This window comes from Cryptocyanus atlanticus LEGE 06306 (genome assembly GCF_056633155.1).
This window is the reverse complement of record NZ_JBSJOZ010000018.1, coordinates 1-21,359: the sequence shown is the minus strand read 5'-3', so window position 1 is coordinate 21,359 and position 21,359 is coordinate 1. Positions and strand designations below refer to the sequence as shown.

At 71.6% G+C, this 21,359-nt stretch carries 20 protein-coding genes; 6 read left to right on the top strand and 14 right to left on the bottom strand.

Going from position 1 to position 21,359, the window contains the following annotated elements:
* Window positions 1-96 precede the first annotated feature (96 nt).
* Together ACWJI7_RS13405 and ACWJI7_RS13400 are read right to left on the bottom strand one after the other, a co-directional pair.
* A complete protein-coding gene (locus ACWJI7_RS13405; RefSeq protein WP_479938618.1) occupies window positions 97-642 on the bottom strand; it encodes a protein-tyrosine phosphatase family protein in 546 nt (181 codons plus the stop codon).
* Entirely contained in the window at window positions 642-1,796 is a 1,155-nt protein-coding gene (locus tag ACWJI7_RS13400; RefSeq protein WP_479938616.1) for an SLBB domain-containing protein, read from the bottom strand. The genes ACWJI7_RS13405 and ACWJI7_RS13400 overlap by 1 nt, the downstream gene beginning before the upstream one ends.
* Window positions 1,797-1,934: 138 nt before the next feature.
* Between ACWJI7_RS13400 and ACWJI7_RS13395 the strand changes: the two genes are divergently transcribed.
* The 3 genes from ACWJI7_RS13395 (at window position 1,935) to ACWJI7_RS13385 (ending at window position 4,990) form a co-directional block, all read left to right on the top strand.
* Window positions 1,935-3,023, top strand: coding sequence for a hypothetical protein (locus ACWJI7_RS13395; protein WP_479938614.1), 1,089 nt, complete (start codon window positions 1,935-1,937; stop codon window positions 3,021-3,023).
* Window positions 3,024-3,122: 99 nt separating this feature from the next.
* On the top strand, window positions 3,123-4,055 hold the full coding sequence (locus ACWJI7_RS13390) for a hypothetical protein (RefSeq protein WP_479938612.1): 933 nt from the start codon (window positions 3,123-3,125) through the stop codon (window positions 4,053-4,055).
* Between the two features lie 95 nt (window positions 4,056-4,150).
* Complete coding sequence (locus ACWJI7_RS13385; RefSeq protein WP_479938610.1) at window positions 4,151-4,990, top strand: sialate O-acetylesterase; 840 nt, start codon at window positions 4,151-4,153, stop codon at window positions 4,988-4,990.
* An 11-nt stretch (window positions 4,991-5,001) separates the two neighbouring features.
* Here ACWJI7_RS13385 and ACWJI7_RS13380 read toward each other — a convergent pair whose 3' ends face one another.
* The 5 genes from ACWJI7_RS13380 to ACWJI7_RS13360 all read right to left on the bottom strand — a co-directional run bounded on the left by ACWJI7_RS13380 (window position 5,002) and on the right by ACWJI7_RS13360 (window position 10,873).
* On the bottom strand, window positions 5,002-5,730 hold the full coding sequence (locus tag ACWJI7_RS13380) for a Bax inhibitor-1/YccA family protein (RefSeq protein ID WP_479938609.1): 729 nt from the start codon (window positions 5,728-5,730) through the stop codon (window positions 5,002-5,004).
* 64 nt (window positions 5,731-5,794) lie between these two features.
* Window positions 5,795-6,784, bottom strand: a complete 990-nt coding sequence (locus tag ACWJI7_RS13375; RefSeq protein ID WP_479938608.1) for a PhoH family protein — start codon at window positions 6,782-6,784, stop codon at window positions 5,795-5,797.
* A gap of 13 nt (window positions 6,785-6,797) precedes the next feature.
* A complete protein-coding gene (gene rpsP, locus ACWJI7_RS13370) occupies window positions 6,798-7,160 on the bottom strand; it encodes a 30S ribosomal protein S16 (protein WP_479938607.1) in 363 nt (120 codons plus the stop codon).
* A 67-nt stretch (window positions 7,161-7,227) separates the two neighbouring features.
* Window positions 7,228-8,712 (bottom strand): signal recognition particle protein, encoded by a 1,485-nt coding sequence (ffh, locus tag ACWJI7_RS13365; protein ID WP_479938606.1) that lies wholly within the window; start codon window positions 8,710-8,712, stop codon window positions 7,228-7,230.
* A 79-nt stretch (window positions 8,713-8,791) separates the two neighbouring features.
* Window positions 8,792-10,873: an IMS domain-containing protein gene (locus ACWJI7_RS13360; protein WP_479938604.1), complete on the bottom strand. Its 2,082-nt coding sequence runs from the start codon at window positions 10,871-10,873 to the stop codon at window positions 8,792-8,794.
* 124 nt (window positions 10,874-10,997) lie between these two features.
* Here ACWJI7_RS13360 and pdhA point away from each other — a divergent pair, with 124 nt between their 5' ends.
* Window positions 10,998-12,119, top strand: coding sequence for a pyruvate dehydrogenase (acetyl-transferring) E1 component subunit alpha (gene pdhA / locus ACWJI7_RS13355; RefSeq protein WP_479938602.1), 1,122 nt, complete (start codon window positions 10,998-11,000; stop codon window positions 12,117-12,119).
* An 8-nt stretch (window positions 12,120-12,127) separates the two neighbouring features.
* Here pdhA and ACWJI7_RS13350 read toward each other — a convergent pair whose 3' ends face one another.
* Together ACWJI7_RS13350 and ACWJI7_RS13345 are read right to left on the bottom strand one after the other, a co-directional pair.
* On the bottom strand, window positions 12,128-13,060 hold the full coding sequence (locus tag ACWJI7_RS13350) for an RNA polymerase sigma factor, RpoD/SigA family (protein ID WP_479938601.1): 933 nt from the start codon (window positions 13,058-13,060) through the stop codon (window positions 12,128-12,130).
* A 166-nt stretch (window positions 13,061-13,226) separates the two neighbouring features.
* Window positions 13,227-14,840: an NAD(P)H-hydrate epimerase gene (locus ACWJI7_RS13345; protein WP_479938599.1), complete on the bottom strand. Its 1,614-nt coding sequence runs from the start codon at window positions 14,838-14,840 to the stop codon at window positions 13,227-13,229.
* An 80-nt stretch (window positions 14,841-14,920) separates the two neighbouring features.
* On the opposite strand from ACWJI7_RS13345, the gene mnmA reads away from it, so the two are divergent.
* Window positions 14,921-16,081 (top strand): tRNA 2-thiouridine(34) synthase MnmA, encoded by a 1,161-nt coding sequence (mnmA, locus tag ACWJI7_RS13340; RefSeq protein ID WP_479938598.1) that lies wholly within the window; start codon window positions 14,921-14,923, stop codon window positions 16,079-16,081.
* 28 nt (window positions 16,082-16,109) lie between these two features.
* Here mnmA and ACWJI7_RS13335 read toward each other — a convergent pair whose 3' ends face one another.
* Genes ACWJI7_RS13335 through ACWJI7_RS13325 form a run of 3 tightly spaced genes read right to left on the bottom strand, consistent with a single transcriptional unit; the run spans window position 16,110 to window position 18,264 of the window.
* Window positions 16,110-16,358: a 2Fe-2S iron-sulfur cluster-binding protein gene (locus tag ACWJI7_RS13335; protein ID WP_479938596.1), complete on the bottom strand. Its 249-nt coding sequence runs from the start codon at window positions 16,356-16,358 to the stop codon at window positions 16,110-16,112.
* The gene (locus tag ACWJI7_RS13330) at window positions 16,358-17,863 is read right to left on the bottom strand and encodes a cobyric acid synthase (RefSeq protein WP_479938643.1); all 1,506 of its coding nucleotides are present in this window, start codon (window positions 17,861-17,863) and stop codon (window positions 16,358-16,360) included. The genes ACWJI7_RS13335 and ACWJI7_RS13330 overlap by 1 nt, the downstream gene beginning before the upstream one ends.
* A 29-nt stretch (window positions 17,864-17,892) precedes the next feature.
* The gene (locus ACWJI7_RS13325; protein ID WP_479938594.1) at window positions 17,893-18,264 is read right to left on the bottom strand and encodes an Npun_F0494 family protein; all 372 of its coding nucleotides are present in this window, start codon (window positions 18,262-18,264) and stop codon (window positions 17,893-17,895) included.
* Between the two features lie 71 nt (window positions 18,265-18,335).
* Here ACWJI7_RS13325 and ACWJI7_RS13320 point away from each other — a divergent pair, with 71 nt between their 5' ends.
* Window positions 18,336-18,920 carry a Maf family protein gene (locus ACWJI7_RS13320; RefSeq protein WP_479938593.1) on the top strand — a complete coding sequence of 195 codons (585 nt, stop codon included), beginning with the start codon at window positions 18,336-18,338 and terminating at the stop codon, window positions 18,918-18,920.
* Window positions 18,921-18,942: 22 nt separating this feature from the next.
* On the opposite strand, the gene ACWJI7_RS13315 is transcribed toward ACWJI7_RS13320, so the two are convergent.
* Both ACWJI7_RS13315 and psbC read right to left on the bottom strand, forming a co-directional pair.
* Window positions 18,943-19,701: a YcgJ family protein gene (locus ACWJI7_RS13315; protein ID WP_479938592.1), complete on the bottom strand. Its 759-nt coding sequence runs from the start codon at window positions 19,699-19,701 to the stop codon at window positions 18,943-18,945.
* A 215-nt stretch (window positions 19,702-19,916) separates the two neighbouring features.
* Window positions 19,917-21,305, bottom strand: coding sequence for a photosystem II reaction center protein CP43 (gene psbC, locus ACWJI7_RS13310; RefSeq protein ID WP_479938591.1), 1,389 nt, complete (start codon window positions 21,303-21,305; stop codon window positions 19,917-19,919).
* Window positions 21,306-21,359: the final 54 nt, after the last annotated feature.

The following is a 21,359-nucleotide window of genomic DNA, read 5'->3' as shown; positions in this document are numbered from 1 at the left end:
GGGGAATGGGAGTGGGTTAAGGATGGCGGCTCACCCAAACCTGTGGACACACCAATCCAACGGCAGTGGGGCGGACGCGAGGCGACCTCGAGCGTCTCAACCCGTGCTGACTGTAGTCAGCTCGGTGATCGGGTCTGTCGTGGGCGCTGCGGTTGGCGTGGCTGGTGCCCGCTCCACCCCAGCCTCCCCCAGCAGCGCCAGCTGCTGGGGGAGGGGATTGGTGGCTGGATGGATCTGCATCAGATAGTCGAGGGCCTGCAGCGGAGCCATCCCGCGCCGGCGCACCAGCCAGGCCATGCAGAGCAGGGGCGATCGCTCCATCGAGGCCACGCAATGCACGAACACCGGGCCCGCCTGCCGTTGCAACCGGGCCAGGGCGTCGAGGGCCATCGCCAGTTCCTCCGGCGTGGGGATCCGGCCGCTGCGGTGATCCGGCAGCACCAGCCGGTTCCAGCAGAAGCGCTCCCCCAGCTCGGCTGGCAGCTGACATTCCTCCGGCGCGCATAGGCTCAGCACACCGCCGACGCCTTCCCGCTCCAGCTGGCGCAGATGTTCCTCGCCCTGCGGTGCCGGGCCCAGGGCCAGTTCCCCCTGGAGCACCCAGTCGATCGGGAACTCGGTTGGTGGGGCCGTGGGGTCCATCAGTTGCTGGTGTTGTCCAGGAGCCGGAACAGGGTGAAGATGTTCACCAGCCCCGTGATCGGCTGGCTCACCGCGCCGATCGCATCGGAGGTGACCGCGTAGCGGCTGCGGTTCACGATCACCGTGTCGCCATCCCGCAGGGGGGGATTCTTGCTGTAGGAGGCCCCCTGGCTGAGGTCGAGCGGGTAGGTGCGGCGGGTGGCGGTGCCGTTGCGGTTGATCCGCACCAGTTCCAGGTTCGAGCGGTTGGCCCTCCAGCTGGAGGTGCCCCCCGCCGCCTGGATCGCCTGCATCAGCGGGGTGTTGGCGGGCAGATCGATCCGCCCCGGCGCCTTCACTTCGCCCACCACGTTCACCTTGATCTGGGTGGGGGCCAGGGTGGTGCTGGAGAGTTCGATCGCCTCCCCCGGTTCTTCGCTGGCTTTCTCCACCCGGATCGTGTCGCCATCGAACAGAAGCGGGTTCTGCAGCTGGTCGCCCTCCCGCAGCAGGGCCAGCAGATTCACGCGGGTGCGCTTGAAGCTGGCCGTGTCCCCCGGCAGCCGCCGCTGCAGCACCACCCGGCGCAGGTCGGCGTTCAAGGTGATGCCGCCGGCCTTCTGGATCCCGTCCACCAGGGTGGGCAGGCCGCTGATCGTGACCCCCGCCTCGGTGGCGGAGGTTTCCGAGGTGGTGAGGGTGTAGAGCCCCGGACGCTCCACTTCCCCCACCAGGGCCACCCGCAGCGGCCGCGGACGGATCACGGTGAGCTGCAGTTCAGGCCGGAGCAGCTCCTTGCGGTAGAGCGCCACCAGCCACTGGGTGGCCTGGGAGAGGGTCAGGCCGGTGAGCCGCACGCTGCCCAGCAGCGGCAGGGAGGCCGTGCCGTCGTTCAGGATCTCCACCGGGCCGGAGAATCCGGTGAGTTCGGTGGCGGCCAGGAAGCGCAGCTGCAGGCCATCCCCGGGCCCCAGCAGGTAGACATCCTCCTGCAGCAGGGCCGGATCATCCGGGGCCGGATCGAGCGTCTGCTGGGCGATGGGCTCAGCGGACGCCGCCGAGGCCACCGGGGCGAACGCCGCCCCCATCACAGCCAGTCCGCCGACCACGCCGATCCAGCTGTGCGCCCGTTCCTGCCGTGCCAAAGCGATCCACACGGTGCGTGTCGAGGGCATTGTGCCAACCCGGGCTCGCCATTGCGAGGGTTCGGCGATGCCGGCCGAGACAATCTCCCTAGATTGGCGACCAGATTCCAGGCGCAGCCGTCGTTGCCGAGTTGTTCGTCCGCTGCGCTGCTGCGCCGAGCCGCAGCCATGGTCAGTGCGCTGATCCCCAGCCTGGCGGCTCCGGGCCTGTCCCAGCCGTTGGTGTGGGAGCTGGTGCCCCCGCCGCCGCCCCTGCCCCCGCTCCCTCCCCCGGCCCAGGACCGGGGGCCGGACCCCCAGCCGGTGGCCCGGGAACTGGAATGGGAGCTGGTGCCCCCCGGCGAGGTGATCGATCCCGCCGCGGCCATTGCTGAGGCCCTGGCCGGACCGGACCCCCATCTCCTGCCCCCCACCCCCCCGCCGGCCTTCCAGGTGCGCGGGCTGGCCCGGGGCATCACCGTGACCGGTGAGCCCTATCCGGACGTGGGCCTGGAGGTGCCCAACGGCTTTGCCGCCGATCCCCAGTTCACCGTGTCGGCCACCCTGGCCGGGGTGAACCGCGTCCGCTCCTGCGCCGTGCCCCCCGATGGCGACTGGATCGATTGCGCCGATGCCCAGGCCTATCTCGACATCACCCCGATCCGCACCCGGAACGGCAGCCTCGGCTTCCAGTGGGGCATCCAGAGCCTGAGCGGCCGCAACAACGGCACCGGCACCTTCGCCGGCCAGAGCCTCGGCTTCCGGGCCGCCCTCAACCTCACCCCCACCACGGGTCTGGCCTTCGGCGGTGAGAACATCATCCAGCTGGATGACACCATCGACCTGGGCCGCAACTTCTACCTGGTGCTCTCCCAGGCCATTCCGCTCGGCCGCGGGCCCCAGCCGCCCCTGGCGGTGGTCACCGCCGGGATCGGCTCGGACCTGTTCGGGTTCGGCGGCAACGGCACCCTGGGATCCACCGATTGCCTCAGCGGCCGAAACATCAGCAGCCGCACCTTCCCCAGCGGCACCGATTGCTTCTGGGGACCGATCGGCTCGGTCAGCCTGATGCTCAACAGCCGCCTCTCGATCGGGGCCGAATGGTTCGGCTTTGGATTCGGGGCCGGCCTCTCACTCAGGCCGATCCAGGAATTGCCGCTCACCGTCTCCCTGTACGCCACCGATTTCCTCGGCAACAATCCCAACTACATCACCTCCCTCTGCACCACCGACCCCTGTGAACCCCGGTACTATGGGCGCATGACGATATCGTTCTGAAGCGGATTACTGGGCCCGGGGCAACCCTGGGGCAACCGGTTGTTCGACCACGTTTCCCCTAATATCACCCCAACTCTTGAGTTCTCCACGGGGCGTCCCATGCGTGCCTTCCTTCCCCTGGCCATGGCGACCACGTTCATCGCCAGCACCCTGCCGGTGATGGCCACCCCGGACACCGCCCGGGATCTGGGGGGGGCCATGGCCGTGTCCGTGCACACCCCTCCGGCCGATCTCCCCCCGCCGGATCGGCCGATCGAGCTGGAGGCGCTCCCCTCCTCCCCGGGCCGTCCGTCCGCGGGCTCCACCGGGTTGATGGGTGTTTCCCTGTTCACCCTCAGCGACAACGGCGTCCGGGCCCTGCCCGGCATCGCCCGCGCCCGCGACCTCCTGGCCACCTCCGTGCTCGGCCCCGAGCCTGAAACGGTCACCGTCACGGTCCCCGCCGGAACGGGCCCGGCAAACGACAAGGCCCAGGCGATCGACCCGGCCCCCGCCCAGGGGCAGACCCTGCCCGGCGGTCTTGAGGTGATCAGCTACCGGGGCGAAGACGTGGTGAGGCTCTCCAACCCGTCGGAGGCCTTCACGATCAACTTCCAGGCCCCCCTCGGCCCCCTCCGGGGCGAGGTGCTGATCCGCCGCGAGGGGCAGGGCAATCCCATTCTTGAGCGGGTGGAGGTCACCGACCCCGGCCGTGTCTCCTTCTCCGCCGACCGCCGCCGCATCACCGTGAACCACCAGATCCGGCTGGATCGGGATGTGATCTACGAGGCGGATTTCGGCAATGTGTCCGGCCTGATCCCCAGGAATGAATCCCCCTACCTGTTCGCGATCACCGATGGCGGAGCCCTGGCGAGCGTGGCCGCCCCAGCTGCGGCGGCGGCGGCCGTTGCCGCCCCGACCGCGGCCGGGGTGGGAACCTTCCTGGTGGTGATTGCCGTGGCGGCGGGTGTCGGGGTCGGCATCGCGGCGGCAGCCGGAGCCTTCAGCGGAGGCGGAGGTGGTGGGGGCGGCAGCAACTCCTCCTCCCGATAGGGGCCGGCGGGATCCGGCTCCTGGTTCTGCTGCTGGCCTCTCCGCTGCTGGTCCTGCTCGGGGCCCAGCACGCCTGGCGGATCGGTGCCCGGCTGGTGGGACCCGCCGCCGCCTGGATCGAGGGGGCCGCGGCCGAGCGGCTCCGGCCGGCCGATCCCCACTCCTCGGCTGAACCCGCCGCCGTCGCGGCCCCGGCCGTGCCGTGCCCTGAACGGGCCTTCACCGTGCTGTCCTTCGGGCAGAGCAACGCCGCCAACAGCGTTCAACCGCCCTTCCGGCGCTCCCTGCGCTCGGCCGAGATCCCAGGCGCGGCTCCGGGCCCAGGATCATCTCCCCGCCTGCTGCTCTTCGACTGGCGCAGCGGCCGCTGCCATCCCTACCGGGAACCGCTGGCCGGCGCGGATGGCCGCGGTGGCCACAGCCTCACGCCGGCCTTCGTGGCCCTGGCCCGCCCCAGCGCCGATCCCGTGCTGGTGGTGCCCCTGGCGGTGGGCAACAGTTCCGTGCGCGCCTGGGCGGATGGGGAGCTGGCGAGGCGCCACCGGCAGGTGCTGGAGCAGCTGGGCCGGCGCGGCCTCTCCCCCCAGCTGGTGCTGTGGCATCAGGGCGAAAGCGATGCCCGCCGGCTCGACCCGGGCGCCTACCAGGGGGCCCTGGTGCGGATCATGGACCGCAGCGAGGCCCTGGCTCCAGGGTCCCGATTCGGCCTGGCCCTGGCCTCCCGGTGCTTTGATCAGGGCCCCTGGGAACCGTTGCGGCAGGCCCAGCGGTCGGCGGTGGCCCGCCGACCGGAGCGGCGATTCATCTGGTCGGACAGTGACGCCATCGCCGGCTGGCTGGATCGCCACGACGGCTGCCATTTCTCAGCCCGGGGGGCGCGGCGCCTGTCCGCAGATCTCCTCCAGAGCCTGAACGGGATCAGAAACCTGGAGTGAGAGAGCCTGGGTCATTCCCGGCGGCCGCCGCCCTGCAGGGCGATGATCAGGCGCAGGATGAAGATGAACAGGTTGATGTAGGTGAGGTACATCCCCAGCGCCCCGGCCAGATACTGGTCGTCGCTGTAGGTGCGGGGCATCGTGTAGAAGTCCACGAAGGCCGCTCCCACGAACAGCACGGTGCCGAAGCCGGCGATCAGCAGCTCGAAGCTGTTGCCACCGAAGCCCGGAACGAAGATTCCGCCCACGATCTGGATCACCATGGCGATCAGCAGGCCGATGATCCCCAGCCCCACCACGCCACTGAGGGCCTGGCCCAGGCTGTCGCTCATGCGACGACCCACGATCGAGGCGATCACGAAGGTGATGCCGGTGGCCAGGGCGGCGGTGCCGATCGCCCCGATGCCGGCCACCCCGATCGCTATCGCCACGATGCCGCTGAGCGTGAAGCCGGTGATCAGGCTGTAGGCGGTGAGGATCGGCAGGGCGGTGCCGGTGTTGCCCTTCATCGCGGCGTTCTGCGCCACGAAGAAGAGGATGAAGTTGCCGATCAGCGCCACCCAGAAGAGCGGCATGAAGATCGGGTTGCCGATCAGGGAGAGACCGCCGATCACCCCGGCGGCGGTGAGCACCATGCCCCCACCCACGTAGGGCAGGGCCTTGTTCACCACATTGGGACCGACGAGGGCTCCCTGCTGGGCCTCGCGGATGGCTTCCTGGAAATTGCTGCTGGCCGGCATGACACCAGACGATTCGAATGACACCATCCTGCCAGTGTCCGGCCGGCCTGGTGTGCGGTTCTCCCTATCTGGTGGGCCGCTCCCGCTCCGCGTCGCGGCGGGCATAGGCCTGCACCAGCCGCTGCACCAGCGGGTGCCGCACCACATCGGCGGCGGTCAGCCGGCAGATCGCCACCCCCTCCACCCCCTCAAGCACCCGGGCCGCCTCCGCCAGCCCGCTGATCTGATCGCGGGGCAGGTCCACCTGGGTGGGATCCCCCGTCACCACCATGCGGGAGTGGTCGCCCAGGCGGGTGAGCACCATGCGCATCTGGGCGGCGGTGGTGTTCTGGGCCTCATCGAGGATCACGAAGGCATCGGCCAGGGTGCGGCCCCGCATGTAGGCGAGCGGCGCCACCTCGATCACCCCCTTCTCCAGCAGGGCGGTGGTGCGCTCCTGGCCCAGCAGGGTATGCAGGGCGTCGTAGAGGGGACGCAGGTAGGGATCCACTTTCTGCTGCAGATCGCCGGGCAGGAAGCCGAGCCGCTCGCCGGCCTCCACCGCCGGGCGGGTGAGGATCAGCCGCTCCACCCGCCGCTCGTTCAGCATCCGCACCGCCTGCACCGTGGCCAGGAAGGTCTTGCCGGTGCCGGCCGGCCCCAGGGCCAGGGTGAGGTCGTGGCGCTCCATCGCCTCGACGTAGCTGCGCTGCCGCAGGGTGCGCGGCCGCAGCAGCCGGCCGCTCTGGCTGCGGGCCAGCACCTGCTGGCCCAGGGCGCGGTGGTCCTCCCCCCGGCCCGTGTCGAGGGCGGCCAGGGCGCTCTGCAGATCCACCGCACCGATGGCCTGGCCTTCCTGCCAGAGCGGCCGCAGCAGCTCCACCAGGGCCGCGGCCCGCTCCAGCTGGCCCGCTCGCCCCTGGATCACCAGCTTCAGGCCCCGCAGCACGCAGTGGGTGCCGGTGAGCGCCTCCAGCCGGTGGAGCGTGGCTTCCGCCTCTCCGGCCACCGCCAGGGCCGCGGCCTGATCGGGCAGGTCGATCGCGAAGGACTGAACCGTGTCGGCCCCGGCCATGGGGCGCCCGCGCTCAGGCGTCGGCGCTCACGGGTTCCGGTTCGGGGGCCGGGGCCTCCTCAGCCGCGGCCTTGCGCTCAGCGGCGCTGCGGGCGGCCGCCTGCTTGCTCTTGCCGACGATCTCGGCGGGGCGCAGGGTTTTCTCGATCAGGCCGCCCTTCTCCAGCAGGGAGCGGACGGTGTCGGTGGGCTGGGCGCCCTGGCCCAGCCGCACCCGGATCGCCTCGGCGTTCAGCCGGGTTTCCTTGGTGCGGGGGTTGTAGAAGCCCAGTTCCTCAAGCGGCAGCCCGTCCCGGCGGGAGGTGCTGTTGGTGGCCACCAGGCGGAAGCTCGCTTCCCGCTTCTTGCCGAACCGCTTCAGGCGGAGCTTGATCATGGTGGCGTTGCCTTGCTGATGGGGACAGAAGAAATCACCATACCCTGCGGGCTCTCCGCCGGGGGGCTCAGAGCTGGCCGAAGCCCTTGCGCTTCTTGGCCGGCCGAGGGGCCTTGCGGGCCGGCGCGCCGCGCCCCCCGCCGGGGACGCCGCCGCCTGGGCCGCCCAGGCCAGGAAAGCCTCCCCCCAGGCCCGGCAGGCCGGGGAACCCGCCCCCCTCGGCCCCGCCCGGCAGTCCAGGCATCCCCGGCATGCCGCCCCGGCTCATCTGCTGCATGAAGCCCCGCATCTTCTGGAAGTCGGCCAGCACCTTGTCCACATCGGCGGGGCTGTGGCCGCTGCCGGCGGCGATGCGGCGGCGGCGGGAGGGCTGGGCGGCGAGCAGCTGGGGTTGCTGACGCTCCGCCTCGGTCATCGAGCCGATCATCGCCTCGATCCGCTTCAGCTGGCTCTCCCCCTGGCGGAGCATGCCGTCGTCGATCTTGTTCATGCCGGGGATCAGCTTCATCAGCCCCCCCAGCGATCCCATCCGCTTGATCAGCCGCATCTGCTGCACGAAATCGGAGAAGTCGAAGGAGGCGTCCTGCAGCTTCTGCTGCATGCGGGCCACATCGGCCAGCTCCACCTCCTTGCTGGCCTTCTCCACCAGGGTGAGCACATCGCCCATCCCCAGGATGCGGCTGGCCATCCGCTCGGGGTGGAACGGCTCGAGCGCCTCCACCTTCTCGCCGGTGCCGATGTACTTGATCGGCGCCCCGCTCACCTGGCGGATCGAGAGGGCCGCTCCGCCGCGGCTGTCGCCGTCGAGCTTGGTGAGCACGGCTCCGGTGAGGCCCACCTGCTCGTGGAAGGCACGGGTGAGCTCGGCCGCCTCCTGGCCGATCATCGAATCCACCACCAGCAGCACCTCGTCGGGTGCCGCGGCCTCGCGGATGCGCACCATCTCCTGCATCATCCCCGCGTCGATCTGCAGGCGCCCGGCGGTGTCCACCAGCACGGTGTCGAACCCCTCCTCCCGCGCCCTGGCCACCCCCGCGGCGGCAATGGCCTCCGGCGTGGCCTCGGCCCCCAGCGTGAACACCTCCACGCCGATCTGGCGGCCCAGGGTCTGCAGCTGGTCGATGGCGGCCGGGCGGTAGACGTCGGCGGCCACCAGCAGGGCCCGTCGACCCTGCTCCTTGAGGTGCAGGCCGAGCTTGGCGGTGGCGGTGGTCTTGCCCGCCCCCTGCAGGCCCGCCATCAGCACCACGGTGGGGGGGGTGTCCGAGCGGGCCAGGGGGGCGTTCTCGCCGCCCATCACCTCCACCAGCGCCTGGTGCACCAGCTGGATGAACTGCTGGTCGGGGCTCACCCCCCGCACCACCTCGGCCCCGAGCGCCTTGACCCGCACGTCCTGGATGAAGGAGGTGATCACGTCGAGGCTCACATCGGCCTCCAGCAGGGCGCGCCGCACCTGCTTCAGGGCGCCCTCCACGTTCGCCTCGGTGATGCGGTCCTGCCCCCGCAGGCTCTTGACCGCGTCCTCAAACCGCTGGGAGAGCTCGTCGAACATGGGATGACTCGGGGGTGGTCGGTGGACCGATCGTAAAAAGCGATCCTGACCGGCCGCCCACCCCCGCCGGCTCAGCCGCTCAGGAGCGGCGGGTGAAGGCGGCCAGCTTCCAGGTGTCGCCGTCGCGGGCGAACACGTAGAGGTTGCGGAGCTCCGTCGGAGCCGTGCGGCCCAGCGTCTGCCCGGAGCTGCTCAGGCGGGTATCCCGGTAATCGATCCGGGCCTCGGCGGCGATGCGGCGGGGGGAGCGCTCGTTCAGGTCCAGCTCCATCAGCCGGGCCGTGATCCGCTCGCTCTCCCCCCGGGCGAGCAGCTCGCGGCGGTCGGCCTCCACCATCGCCACCAGCTCGGGTCGGGCCACGGCATCAAGGGCGATGGCGGGAGCCTGGCCCGCCATCACGGCGGCCTTGGCGGCCAGCCAGGCCTCCAGCAGGCCCTGGATCTGGGCCTCGCTCGGCTCGCTGGCGGTGAGCGGGGCGGCCGGCACGGCCGCCGCGGTCGGGGGCGGGCTGGGCGCCGGAACTGGGCCGGTTGGAGTGCCGGTTGGAATGCCGGTTGGGGGGCTGGTGGTGGGAGGGCTTCCGGCCGCGGGCGCGACGGCTGGGCGGGGGCGCAGGACCCACCAGCCTCCGGCCGCCAGCCCGAGGGCGGCCAGCAGGGCCAGGAGCGCCAGCCGGGGCGGAGCCTTCCCCCCCAGGGAAGGCCAGCGCCAGGTGGGCCAGGCGATCGAGGGCCACCCGTCCGCGCCGTCCTCCGGGTCCGGGTCGCTCGGCAGGGCCCCGGACCCCTCGGCCGGGTCCAGCCCCGGCGGCGGACCGTGCCCTGCGCCCCCGGCGACGCCGGGCAGGTCGCCCTGGGCGGGCCAGCCCGCGGCCCAGTCGCCGGACGAGCCGTCCGCGGGGGAGGCGGGAGTGGGGGCGGCGCCGAGGGGGGGCAAGGATCCCAGCCCGAAGCCGGTGGATGGCTGGGACTCCGGGCTGGTGCGGGCCTGGCGCCGGTCCAGCTGTTCCGCGTAGGCCTGCACGTCGCGGTCGGCGAAGTAGGCGTCGAGATCGGCCTCGGTTTCGATGTCGCGGTAGCCGCTGAGCACCTCGCGGCTGAGCCAGTCGCGGCAGTAGGCGAGCAGCTGGGGAAGGGGTTCCTCGGCCTGCTCCGCCGCCCAGCGGGCCAGTTCCCCGTCGGCGCCGGCCTGGAACTGGTTCAGGGCGGGCGTGACCTGGCCCAGCAGGAGCTGCAGGCAGGCCAGCACCGGTTCGAGCCCGGGCTGGCCGCCGGCCAGCAGCTCGCCCTGGGCCTTGGCGATCCGCTCCGGTTTGCGCTGGGCGAAGCCGGAGGCGGTGAGGGCGTAGCTGGCCAGGAAGCGGGCGGCGGCCGAGCCGCTCTCCCCCCAGCGCTCGAACAGATCGATCTGTTCCTGAACCGTGAGATAGCCGCGGATCTGTTTGAAGAAGTGGCGGAACTCCTCCTGGGAGAACTCCGGATCGCCGTCCCCCTCCAGCCCGCCGCGGCGGCGCACCAGGGTTTCCAGCAGATCCATGCCCAGGGCGCGGTCGGCGCTGGCGCTGAGATCCCGGCTGAGCAGGTGCAGCACCCGGTAGGGCAGCAGGGCGGCCAGATCGGCCTCGAGCTGGCGCCGCTGCTCGGGCAGCTTGCCCATCCGCTGCAGCAGCTGCAGCCCCTCCTGCAGCCGGGTGGCGGCCCGCTCGTACTGGCGGCTGTCGCGCAGTTCGTTGGCGGCGCCGCGGCAGGCCAGGGCGGCCAGCAGGGTCAGGTCGGCTTCACGGCTGCTGCCGAGGGCGGGGGTCTGGGGCGGCTCCAGGCTGCGGCGCGCGCCCTCGAAGGCCTCCTCGGCCAGGCCCGCCTCCAGCAGCAGCAGCAGCCCGCCCACCTCCCGCGAGGGGGGGATGTCCAGGCCGGCGGTGACCCCGGCCTGGCCCTGCTCGAGCGCCATCAGGCTGGCTTCATAGGCCTGCCGGCGGCCCTCATCGGAGAGCACATCGGCGCTCTGCTGCAGCAGGTCGGCGCGGGCCTTCAGCCCCTCCGCCGTGAAGGCCTCCTGCGGCGGTCGCTCGATGCGATGCTGCAGGCTGCGCAACACCGTCTGGGCGTCCGTGGCGGGGCTGACCCCCAGCAGGCGGAAATGGTCGATCGGCAATTCCAACCCGGGCGACTCGCAGACCCGTGAGGGCGGGCAGTGGGGCGAGTGTAGGCAGAGGCATCGGTTTTGACCTAGCGGGCCGGCCAGACCCCGTACAGTCGACCCCTAGACGCCCGACTCCCCTGTCATGACCCAGGAGATCGCCGCCCCGCTCCGGTCGACCCCACCCGAGTCCACCTCAGCGGCCGCCCCCGCCGCCACCGCCGCCGGGGCCGGCAGCCATGCCGAGCGGCTGGCGGCGCTCTACCCGGCCGGTCCGGCCACGGTCTCCCGCGACGAGGGGCTGACCTTGTTCCGCGACATGACCCTCGGCCGCCGCTTCGAGGACAAGTGCGCCGAGATGTACTACCGGGGCAAGATGTTCGGCTTCGTGCACCTCTACAACGGCCAGGAGGCCGTCAGCACCGGTGTGATCAAGGCGATGCGCGCCCAGCACGACTGGTTCTGCAGTACCTACCGCGATCACGTGCACGCGCTCAGCGCTGGTGTGCCCGCCCGGGAGGTGATGAGCGAGCTGTTCGGCAAGGCCACCGGCTGCAGCAAGGGCCGGGGCGGCTCGATGCACCTCTTCTCGAAGGAGCACCACCTGCTCGGCGGCTACGCCTTCATCGGCGAGGGCATTCCGGTGGCGCTGGGCGCCGCCTTCACCAGCCGCTACAAGCGCGACGCCCTCGGCGATGCCAGCAGCGACGCCGTCACGGCGGCCTTCTTCGGCGACGGCACCTGCAACAACGGCCAGTTCTTCGAATGCCTGAACATGGCCTCCCTGTGGAAGCTGCCGATCCTGTTCGTCGTCGAGAACAACAAGTGGGCGATCGGCATGGCCCATGACCGGGCCACCAGCGACCCGGAGATCTGGCGCAAGGCCGCCGGTTTCGGCATGGCCGGCGAGGAGGTGGACGGGATGGACGTGCTGGCGGTGCGTGCCGCCGCCCAGCGGGCGGTCGAGCGGGCGCGCGCCGGCGAGGGTCCCACCCTGCTGGAATGCCTCACCTACCGCTTCCGGGGCCACTCCCTGGCCGATCCCGACGAACTGCGCAGCGACGTGGAGAAGGAGTTCTGGGCCCAGCGGGATCCGATCAAAGCCCTGTTCACCCATCTCACCACCCACGAGCTGGCCAGCGCCGAGGAGCTCAAGGCGATCGAACGGGAGATCGACGCCGAGGTGGCCGATGCGGTGGCCTTTGCCGTGGAGGCCCCCGAGCCCGACCCCTCCGAGCTCACCCGCTACATCTGGGCGGAGGATTGAGCCCGGGCTCAGAAGTGCGTGGCCGAGCGGCTGGTGATGTTGCGCAGGCGGCGCAGGGCCTTGAGCTCCACCTGCCGCACCCGCTCCCGTGACACGCTCAGCAGCCGGCCGATCTCGGCCAGGGTGTGGCGTTCCTTGCCCTCAAGACCGAAGCGCAGTTCAAGCACCTGGCGCTCCTGCTCGTTGAGGTGGCCGAGCCAGCGGTTCAGCTGCTCGTGGTGCAGGCCCCGCTCCACCTGGTCGAGCGGTTCCCCCTGGGAGGGATCGGCGATCAGATCGCCCAGGAAACTGCGGCCCTCCTCACCGTTCACCGGCGCATCCAGGCTCGAGGTGGTGAGCGACTGCCGCAGCAGCCCGTCGAGTTCCTCGATCGGGATGGCGAGGGCCTCGGCGATCTCACTCCGGCTCGGCATCGCCCCCAGCTTGTGGGCCAGCTCGAGGCTCACCCGGCGGATCGCGGTGAGGCGCTCGCTGAGGTGCACGGGCAGACGGATCGTGCGCGACTGGCAGGCGATCGCCCGGGTCATGCTCTGGCGGATCCACCAGAACGCATAGGTGGAGAACTTGTAGCCCCGGGTGGGATCGAATTTCTCCACGGCCCGCTCCAGGCCCAGGGAGCCCTCCTGAATCAGGTCGAGCAGCTCGAGGCCCTTGCCCTGGTACTTCTTGGCGACGCTGACCACCAGCCGCAGATTGGCCTTCATCATGCGCTCCTTGGCACGCCGGCCGATCCGCAGGATCTGCTTCTCCCGGTCGGTGGGGGTTTCGGGCGCCCCCCCGTCGGCAATCAGGTGCATCATCGTCTGGACCTGATTGCCCAGTTCGATCTCTTCGGCCGGAGTGAGCAGGGGAACGCGCCCGATCGTGGAGAGATACCAGCTGATCGGATCGCTCCCCCGGCGTCTGCTGCTCTCGTGTGCCTGGAGAGTCGAGGCCGTCATGAGCCCACGCCGGAAAAGTGTTCGCAATCTCTTATGAACTCACAACCCGGCAGTGTGATTTCAACAACCTTTCGGATTTGTGCGAGCAAAACGACACATTGCCGGCCAGGACTGGGATTCCGGCCGGATTGACTCCCTGTCTGTTCGCCCACATTCAAGGGCCCCATCACAACCCATCGGATCCCATCACCCGCCCGGCCAGGGCGGATGCGATCGCCTGGGGGGTGGTGCCCCCCTCCTTGGACCGAGCGCAGGCCAGCCCGGCCCCGGCATGGGCCAGGGCAGCGGCCGCCAGCAGATCATCGCCACCGGCCGCCCCGGCCCGGGCGCCGCAGCCGGCCGCATAGCCGGCCAGCACGTCCCCCAGGCCCGCTCGGGCCACCTCGGCCGCCGCCGCCCGCAGCTGCCAGCGACGCCCATCGGCCGCCGCCACCACCGTGCGGGCCCCCTTGAGCAGCACGCTGGCCCCGCTGGCGGCGGCGGCGGCGGCGGCGGCCTCGAGGGGGTCGAACTCGGCGAGCTCGGGAAAGAGACGGCCGAACTCGCCGGCATGGGGGGTCAGCCAGGTGGGCCCGCCCCGCTGCCGCAACCAGCCCGCCGCCCCCGCGCCCGGCGGCTCCCCCGCCGCCCCGGCCGCCAGCCGGTTCAGCCCGTCGGCATCGAGCACCAGCAGGCCCTGGAACCGCTGCAGGGCCCGCCAGCCGCCGGCCTCGCCCTCCTCCTCCGCCGGATCGGCCGCGCCGCCGCCGGCTCCGGCCGATCCCAGGCCCGGCCCCACCAGCACGGCATCGAGGCGATCGAGCGCTCCGGCTTCCCCCAGGCCCGCCAGCGAGGAGCCGCCCCCCGCCAGGCCGGCCAGGGGCTCCTGCAGGACCACCTCGGGCCGCACCGCCCAGAGGCCGCCAGCCACCGCCGCCGGCAGGCGGGCCCGCAGACTGCCGCAGCCGCTGGCGCTGGCCCCCAGCAGGCTCAGCAGGGCGGCGCCGGGGTAGGCGTCGCTGCCGCTGACCACCAGCAGGCGCCCCCGTCCGTACTTGCCGGCCGCCGGCGCGGGCCGGGGCCAGGGGGCCCCGTCGAGATCCACTCCCGCCAGGGCCAGGGGCAGATCCGCCGGCAGCTCCGCCAGCAGCTGGGGGGGCAGGCCCAGATCCAGCCGTTCCAGCTCCCCCACCCAGGCCAGGGCCCGGTCCTGCAGCAGCCCCCGCTTGAGCAGGCCCAGGCACCAGGTCCGGCGGGCGCAGGCGGCCCAGCGGCCGAGGAGCCGGCCGCTGTCGGCGCAGAGACCACTGGGCGTGTCGATCGCCTCCAGTCGCCCGGGACGGTGGCCCTGACGGCTCTCGAGCAGGGACTCGATCCCCTCGGGGAGCGGCCGGCTCTGGCCGATGCCGAACAGGGCGTCCACCCAGAGGGCGGGATCGGCGGGGTCGGGGGCGGCCTCGAGGGCGCCGATGCCGAGCCAGTCGGCGTGGCGCCGGTGGGCGGCGGTGAGCGGTTTGAAGCGCTCGAAGGGCGCCCAGATCCGCACCGCCAGGCCGGCCAGGTGCAGTTCCCGGGCCACCACCAGCCCGTCGCCCCCGTTGTGGCCCGGCCCCACCAGCACGACGACCCCATCCGCCAGCGCGGCGGGACGCTCCAGCAGGCGCCGGCTCACCTGCAGGGCCGCCTTTTCCATCAGCGCCTCCCGGGGCAGGCCGCTGGCGAACAGCCGCTCCTCGAGGGCGCCCATCTGGGCGGCGCTCACCAGCAGATGTTCAGCGTCGCGGCTGGGCCAGCTGGGCACGGGGAACCATCCTGTGGGGCGCGGTTCCATGATGGGAACGGCATCGCCCACCGTCCGCCGTCCGCTCGGGATTCCCTGGTTTGACCCGCACCGCCGCCACTCCCGCCACCCCCGCCGCCGCCGCCGCGATCGAGCGGCTGCGGCACTGGCCCGGGGAGCGGCGGGTGGCGGTGGGCCTCTCCGGCGGGGTGGACAGCTCCCTGACCGCGGCGCTGCTGCTCCAGGCCGGCTGGCACGCCGAAGGCCTCACCCTCTGGCTGATGAGCGGAAAGGGGGCCTGCTGCGCCGAGGGTCTGGTCGATGCCGCCGGGATCTGCGAGCAGCTGGGGATTCCCCATCACGTGGTCGACAGCCGCGCCCACTTCCAGGACCGCATCGTCGACTTCCTCGTGCAGGGCTACCAGGACGGGGTGACCCCATTGCCCTGCTCCCGCTGCAACCGGGAGGTGAAGTTCGGCCCGATGCTGGCCTGGGCTTCTGCGGAACTCGGCATCGAGCGGATCGCCACCGGGCACTACGCCCGGGTGCGCCCGGCCGAGGCGGCGGGAGCGGCGCCTGGGCCGGACCCCTCCGGCCGCCACCAGCTGCTGCGGGGCCTCGACCCCCACAAGGATCAGAGCTATTTCCTCTACGACCTCCCCCAGTCGGTGTTGGGCCGGCTGGTTTTCCCCCTCGGAGAGCTCACCAAGAGCGACACCCGCCTGGAGGCGGCCCGCCTTGGCCTGCGCACGGCCGCCAAGGCGGAGAGCCAGGACCTCTGCCTGGCCGATCACCACGGCTCGATGCGGGCGTTCCTCGATGCCTACCTGCCGCCCCGGCAGGGGGAGATCGTGCTGCTCGACGGCACGGTGGTGGGCCAGCACGACGGCATCGAGCACTTCACCATCGGCCAGCGCAAGGGGCTGGGGGTGGCCTGGAGCGAACCGCTGCATGTGGTGCGCCTCGATGGCGCGATGAACCGGGTGGTGGTGGCCCCCCGCGCCGATGCGGCCCGCCGCGCCTGTCCGGTGGATGGGATCAACTGGGTGTCGATCGCGCCCCCGTCGCGGCCGTTGGTGGTGGAGGTGCAGGTGCGCTACCGCAGCGCGCCGGTGCCGGCCCTGCTGACGCCCGAGCGGCCCGGTCGCTGGCGGCTGGAGTTCGAGCAGGAGCAGTTCTCGATCACCCCGGGGCAGGCCGCCGTGTTCTACGCCGGGGATCGGGTGCTGGGGGGCGGGCTGATCCAGCGCGAGGAGCCCTGAGCCGCGGCGGGTCCCGTCACCAGGTCCCTCACCAGTAGGGATCGCTGGCCAGGTCCACCCGCAGCCTCCCGCTGCGGGCCGCCGGCACCGAGGCGATGCAGGCCCGCACCACCCGGCCGTTCACCTCGATCTCACAGGCGCCGCAGCTGCCCCCCAGGCAGCCGGTGGGGATGTTCAGGCCTTCCCGGCAGGCCGCCGCCAGCCAGTCGGTGCCGGGGACCTCGCGGCTGCGGTGACCATCGGGCCACTGGATCTCGATCGTGGCGGCGGCGGGCATCAGCCGTTCAGCAGGGGGGCCAGGTCCACATGGGCCTCGAAGGCGTCGGCGAGCCGGTTGAGCAGGGCGTCCCGCTGGCGGCCGTGGTGGGGCTGATCTTCGCTCAGGGGGGGCAGAGAGCGGCGGCGCCGCAGCAGGTTGATCCAGCGGCGGCGCCAGGGCCCCGCCTCGAACACCCCGTGCAGGTAGGTGCCCGCCACGCTGCCACCCCCGGGAAGTTCGCGCCACCAGCCGAGGCCCTCCCCCCCGTCCGCCGCCAGTGGGGCGCAGCCCTGCGGATCCAGGCATTCGGTGTGCCCCCGGTGCAGCTCGAAGCCCTCCAGCAGGAGGGTGTCGCCGCGGGGCCAGAGGGCCGGCCGGCGCAGCTGCCGCAGGGCTTTGCGGGCGCCGTAGCGGGTGGCCAGCGGCAGCAGGCCGAGGCCCTCGATGGCGCCCGCCCCAGCCCGGGCCTCTCCGCCGCCGCTCCCCTCGAGAGCGCCGGGGTCCTGCAGCGTGCGTCCCAGCATCTGCAGGCCGCCGCAGAGGCCGAACAGGTGGCCGCCGCCGGCGAGATAGCGGTGGAGCTCCCCGGCCAGGGGGCTGCTCCGCAGGCTGAGCAGATCCCGCAGCGTCTGGGTGCTGCCCGGCAGCAGCACCGCGTCCGGCTGGCCCAGGGGCTGGCCGGGCCGGATCCAGCGCAGCCGCAGACTGGGCTCGGCCTCGAGCGGATCGAGATCGGAGAAGTTGCTGATCGAGGGGAGTCGCACCACGGCGATCTCCAGCTCGGCCCGGGGCTTGCCGGCGCGCCGCTCCAGCAGGTCGAGCGAATCCTCGGGAGGGAAGAGCTCCTCCAGCCAGGGCATCACCCCCACCACCGGCAGGCCGGTGGTCCGCTCCAGCCAGCGGCGGCCCTCGTCGAACAGCTCCCGCCGGCCCCGGAAGCGGTTGATCAGCAGCCCCCGGATCAGGGGCCGCTCCACCGGCCGCAGCAGCGCCAGCGTGCCGACGATCTGGGCGAACACCCCGCCCCGCTCGATGTCGGCCACCAGCAGGCAGCGGGCCCGCAGGTACTGGGCCAGCCGCAGGTTGGTGAGATCGCGCCGCTGCAGGTTCACCTCCACCGGGCTGCCGGCGCCCTCCAGCACCAGCCGGCCGCGGGGGTGGGCGGCCTGCAGGCTGCCCAGGCCCTGGCGGATCGCGGCCCAGCCCGGCCGGAACCAGTCGCGGTAGTAGTGCTCGGCCTGGGTGAGGCCCACCGAGCGCCCCAGGTGGATCACTTCGCTGCGGCTCTCCCCCTGGGGCTTGAGCAGCACCGGATTCATCGCCACCTCCGGCTCCAGGCCCGCCGCCCAGGCCTGCAGGGCCTGGCTGTAGGCCATCTCGCCGCCGGAGGCGTCCACCCAGGCGTTGAGGCTCATGTTCTGACCCTTGAAGGGCAGGGGCGTCTCGCCGCGGCGCCGCAGCGCCCGGCAGAGGGCCGCCGTCATCAGCGACTTGCCAGCCCCGCTGCTGGTGCCCAGCACCATCAGGGGCGTCAACGGGGCCCTTGGATCGCTCACAGGCGGGGCCGCAGCCGCCGCAGCGTCTGGTGCAGCCGCTCGGCCAGGCCCGCCCTGGGGATCTCGTCGCTCCATCGCTCCAGCAGGTCGCGACCCATCGGCGTCAGCCGCACCCGCTCGGTGAGCCCCTGGCCGTCCACTTCCCGCCGCAGCACACCCAGCTGGATCAGCCAGATGAAATGGTCCTCGGTGCGTCCGGGGCCCACCGGAGCAAACACGTAGCGATCCCGCTCGGGACTGGCGCACAGCGCCTCGCTGGCGATGGCGCTGCCTCGCACCAGCTCGTAGAAGGCGCGGCGAAAGGGGAGGCAGCGCAGGGCACTGGCGGCACGGCCCAGGGAGCGCGGATCATCGAAGCGGCCGGTCATGGCATCGATTCTCCCGGATCGCCCCGCCAGGATCAGACCGCCGCCCCGTCCCCCCCCGCTGCGTTCCCTCCGTGCCGTTGCCGCCCCCCCTGGCCCCCCTGCTGCTGGCCTCCGCCTCGCCGGCCCGGCGGCGCCTGCTGGAGCAGGCGGGCGTCGCCCACCGGGTCCAGGTGAGCGGCGTCGATGAGGCCGCGCTCTCCGATCCCGATCCCCGTGCCCTGGTGCGGCGGCTGGCCCAGGCCAAGGCCGAGGCGGTGGCCGGGGATCTGGGGGAGCGGGAGCGCGCCTCGCTGGCGGGGGTGCTCGGCTGCGATTCGGTGCTGGTGGTGGACGGCCAGGTGTATGGAAAACCCCGCGATCCCCAGCAGGCGGCGGACCGCTGGGGCCGCATGGCCGGCGGATGGGGGGAGCTCCACACCGGCCACTGCCTGATCGGCGGCGCCGTGCCCCGGCTGGAGACGGTCACCACACGCCTGTGGTTCGCGGCGCTGAGCGCCGAGCAGATCGCCGCCTATGTGGCCAGCGGTGAGCCGCTCCAGTGCGCCGGAGGCTTCGCCCTTGAGGGACGCGGTGGCCTGCTGGTGGAGCGGATCGACGGCTGCGTCAGCAACGTGATCGGCCTCAGTCTGCCGTTGCTGCGGCGCTGGCTGAGCTGAACGGCGGCCCCGGGGACGCCGTTCAGGGGAAGATCGTGTTGATCAGATCCTGCAGCAGCACACCGGTGCTGGAGCGCCGCACCGGATTCGTGCCGCCATCGCGGGACTGGCTGGCCAGCAGCTCGAAGCTGCCCCAGCGGAAGCGGCCGCCGTTGCCGGCCAGGCTGTAGTCGACGGGCCAGGTGCCGGTGGCATCCACCATCACCAGCCGGCCCTGCCGGTTGTAGAAGGAATACTGCCGTCCATCGCGGAAATCGACCCGGTAGGCCGTGCCGCTGGCGGTGGGGCGCTGCATCAGTTCACAGCGACCGGAGAAGATCCGGCGCCCCCGCTGGCTCAGATCGCAGAAGCCGTTGGTCGTGTTGGCGCGGGTCCAGCTCGGGTTGCCGGGCCGGCCAGGGCCGGCGCTGAGGCCGAACAGCTGCCCGCTCAGCCGGTAGCTCACGTTGGACTGACGCCAGCCGTCGTCCCAGCAGGTCTGGCGCCGCAGGTCGCAGACCTCTCCGGTGCTGAGCTGGAACTCCCGGGGGCTGGGGCGACCCGAGAGCTTCCGGACCAGATCCTGCTCGGCCCGGTTGCCGAATTCCCGGCGGGTCAGCGGCAGCGAGATGCCGCCGCGGTCGTAGCAGATCCGGGTGCCCCGATCACAGATCACCCCGCTCTGGGGGAAGGTGATCGTGCCCGTCTTGGCCTGGGCCGGCATCGGCAGGGAACCGCAGAGCAGGGCCAGGCAGCCGGTGCTGACCGCCAGCCGCCGCCGTGAAGCCGTCAGAGCGTTCATGGGAGTGTTCATCGTGCTTGACGCCCCGAAGGTACGAGCCTGCCGGCGGCAGGGTGCGACCAGAGTCGGTCCTGCCGTCGAGCAGCGATGACAAGGTCTTTCGTCCCCGGGTCCGGGGCCGGCTGGCGGACGGCCTCCCCATCAAAAAAGGGCTCCCGCCTGAACGGAAGCCCTCGGATGGGGGGCTCAAGCCCTGCGGGAGCCCCTGTCGGGAGTCAGTCGAGATCCGGCATGGCCAGGGTGGGCTCGGCCTGCCGGTCGATGCCCTTCTCGAAGCCGGCGGCGGCGGCACGGGCGCGGCCCGCATGCCAGAGGTGACCCACCAGGAAGAAGAACGCCAGCACGAACTGGGTGGCGGAGAGCCACTGACGCACGTTCACGAAGTTCACCGAGTTGGGCTCGGTGATGATGCCGCCCACGGAGTTGAGGGAGGCGTTGGGAGCGTGGGTCATGTATTCAGCGGCGCGGCGCACTTGCCAGGGCTGAATGTCGTTCTGGAGCTTGTCGAGGCTCAGGCCGTTCGGACCCCGCAGGGGCTCCAGCCAGGGACCCCGGAAGTCCCAGAAGCGCATGGTTTCACCGCCGAAGATGATTTCGCCGGTGGGGGAGCGCATCAGGTATTTGCCCAGGCCGGTGGGACCCATGGCGGAACCGATGTTGGCGCCCATGCGCTGGTCACGAACCAGGAAGGTGAAGCTCTGGGCCTGGGAGGACTCGGCGTTGGTGGGGCCGTAGAACTCCGAGGGATAGGCGGTGTTGTTGAACCAGATGAAGGTGGAGGCGATGAAGCTCATCAGGCTCAGGGCCCCGAGGCTGTAGCTCAGGTAGGCCTCACCGTTCCAGATGAAGGCACGGCGCACCCAGCCGAACGGCTTGGTGATCACGTGCCAGATGCCACCGAAGATGCAGATCAGGCCGATCCAGATGTGGCCGCCGATGATGTCTTCCATCGAGTTCACCCCGATGATCCAACCTTCACCGCCAAACGGTGCGGCGGTGAGGTAGCCGAAGATGACCCCCGGGCTGAGGGTGGGGTTAGTGATGATGCGCACATCACCGCCGCCGGGGGCCCAGGTGTCGTAGACACCGCCGAAGAACATGGCCTTGAACACCAGCAACAGCGCACCCACACCCAGAAGAATGAGGTGGTAGCCGATGATGTTGGTCATCTGGTTCTTGTCCCGCCAGTCCTGGGAGAAGAAGGAGGAGTAGTTCTCCAGCACTTCGGGACCGCGCAGGGCGTGGTATAGACCGCCGAGGCCGAGGACGGCGGAACTGATCAGGTGCAGCACCCCCACCACGAAGAACGGATACAGGGAGGTGACCTCACCGCCGGGACCCACGCCGTAGCCCAGGGTGGCCACGTGGGGGAACACGATCAGCCCCTGCTCGTACATGGGCTTGTCGAAGGTGAAGTGACTCACCTCGAACAGCATCATCGCGCCGGCCCAGAACACCATCAGGCCGGCGTGGGCCACATGGGCGCCGAGCAGGCGTCCGGAGAGATTGATCAGGCGGGCGTTGCCGGCCCACCAGGCATAACCGGTCGAGTCGAGGTCCTTGCCCCCGACCGAACTGAGGTTGGGATTAGAGAGCGTTACCACGGGGCAGAACCTCTTCAGGGAAGACGAAGTTTTCATGCGGCTGGTCAGCCGGTG